This window comes from Geminicoccus flavidas (assembly GCF_009806515.1).
Classification (GTDB): Bacteria; Pseudomonadota; Alphaproteobacteria; order Geminicoccales; family Geminicoccaceae; genus Geminicoccus; species Geminicoccus flavidus.
Genome location: NZ_WUJP01000769.1, coordinates 1 through 1656, shown reverse-complemented (window position 1 = coordinate 1656; position 1656 = coordinate 1). Strand labels below are relative to the sequence as shown.

Genomic DNA, 1656 nt, shown 5'->3' with positions numbered 1-1656 from the left:
GCCGCGCACCAACGGGTTCGTCGAGCGCTTCAACGGTACCGTGCTGGAGGAGTTCTTTCGGCCCGTGATGCACCAAAAGCTGTTCGAGAGCGTCGAGGCGCTGCAGGCCGACCTCGATGCCTGGCTGCACCACTACAACCATGAGCGGCCGCACCTGGGCTACCGCAACCAGGGAAGGCGACCGTGGGACACCGTCGAGCAGTTCGTCAGACAAGGAGGTTAAGAGGACATCTGATCGCTCATGCATTGGCCGATCCAGCCAACCGTCGCGTCGTCACTACGGAAACATCCAAACCGAGTGCGAGCCCGCAGAACCGCCGGATACCCGATGCATGCGGCCGTGTCGGTGTCACCTGCATGCACACGTTTCAGATGCTTCGACAGCTTAGCTTCTCGACGCGCTGGCAGCCATAAGTGGGAAAATGGAGCCCAGCTCCATGAAGCGGTTGCGGCCGCTGCGGCTGCTGCGAAGCAGTCCATGAACGACTGGTTGGCCAGCCGGATCGAGCGGGCGGTGAAGGAGGAGGCGTAGGCCTGCCCGGTCAGGCCGGCAGGATCGGCAGCGACAGGACGATCACCATGCCGGTGAGGACGGTCAGGATGATGGTGTGCAGTGGGCTCACGGCTGGACGTTCCGGATTTTTCTGTGGACCAGGAACGGATGAGGCCAGGGATGGTTGCGCGGCCAGCTCATCCAAGAACCCGCCCGGTTCATCACCGGGCGGCATCGAAGGGGAAGGAAGGTAAGCGGATCGGTGATCCCGTACCGGCCCGCACCGCGATCATGCCCGAGCTCCCCAGCCAGCGGCATGACGGTCGGGAGTCAAGTTCGTGACGGTTGCATCACCTATGCGCCCGGCCGGGTACCGCTGCCGGTAGATCGACACCAAGTGCCGATCCACCAAGAGGAGGACGCATGCCTTTCATCATGATCAACCAGCCGACCTTCGGCGCGCGGGTGAGCCAGGCCATGGCGGAAGTGACCGCGTGGATGGCGGCCGAGCGGGAGCAACAGCGGCGGCAGCTGGCGCGTCGGCGTCCGGATCAGGGCTGGCAGGAGGTGGCGGCGACGATTGCCGAGAAGCGACAAAGCAGACAGGGGGCAGAGTAAGAGAACAGGCGGCTTTGCACTAGAGGACCATTAGTCGCCCGCGTAACCATTGCAGTAGATCAACATGCCATCTACGGTGCGATGGTTGTCTGCTCATTGAGCATTAGGGAATGCACATAAGTGGGTGCTGTAACGCCAGCGCACAGGTTATGTCCCAGCTGTTACCGGCTCGTCGCTGGATCGCGTCCCATCGGCACCTCAGCCAATGCCGAATTACGATATCGCTCATCGAGCGTGACTTCGACACCCAGCCATGGAGGCCGCTCAAACTCCTCCTCCGGATTACTGAGCTCCACCTCCGCCAGTACCAATCCGGTGTTGCGGCCCCCAAACTCGTCTACATGCCAAAGATGCTCGGCATGTTGGATCTCATGGCGAGTCTTCTCGATCAGAGGCCGCCGGCACATGGTCTGGAGCAGTTCCTCTGCCTCTGCGACGGGAATCTGATACTCGTACTCAGGCCGTGCCGGACCAACGGCCTTCCCCTTGATTGTGACATACGCCTGGGGTCCTGCTCGGCGGATACGAACCGTGACGCCATGTCC

The 1656-nt window shown here is 62.0% G+C and carries 5 protein-coding genes; 3 read left to right on the top strand and 2 right to left on the bottom strand.

Annotated features, from left to right (window positions below; translation table 11 throughout):
• The coding region (locus tag EQG76_RS22130) for an integrase core domain-containing protein (RefSeq protein ID WP_159716486.1) at nt 1-223 on the top strand (223 nt) is incomplete at its 5' end.
• The gene (locus EQG76_RS33590; protein WP_159716485.1) at nt 184-414 is read left to right on the top strand and encodes a DUF4411 family protein; all 231 of its coding nucleotides are present in this window, start codon (nt 184-186) and stop codon (nt 412-414) included. The genes EQG76_RS22130 and EQG76_RS33590, both read left to right, overlap by 40 nt.
• A 128-nt stretch (nt 415-542) precedes the next feature.
• Here EQG76_RS33590 and EQG76_RS22120 read toward each other — a convergent pair whose 3' ends face one another.
• The gene (locus EQG76_RS22120; protein WP_159716484.1) at nt 543-698 is read right to left on the bottom strand and encodes a hypothetical protein; all 156 of its coding nucleotides are present in this window, start codon (nt 696-698) and stop codon (nt 543-545) included.
• A 230-nt stretch (nt 699-928) separates the two neighbouring features.
• On the opposite strand from EQG76_RS22120, the gene EQG76_RS22115 reads away from it, so the two are divergent.
• On the top strand, nt 929-1111 hold the full coding sequence (locus tag EQG76_RS22115; protein ID WP_159716483.1) for a hypothetical protein: 183 nt from the start codon (nt 929-931) through the stop codon (nt 1109-1111).
• Between the two features lie 161 nt (nt 1112-1272).
• Here EQG76_RS22115 and EQG76_RS22110 read toward each other — a convergent pair.
• Nucleotides 1273-1656 (bottom strand): CYTH domain-containing protein (locus tag EQG76_RS22110; protein ID WP_159716482.1); only part of this gene is annotated, 384 nt, incomplete at its 5' end.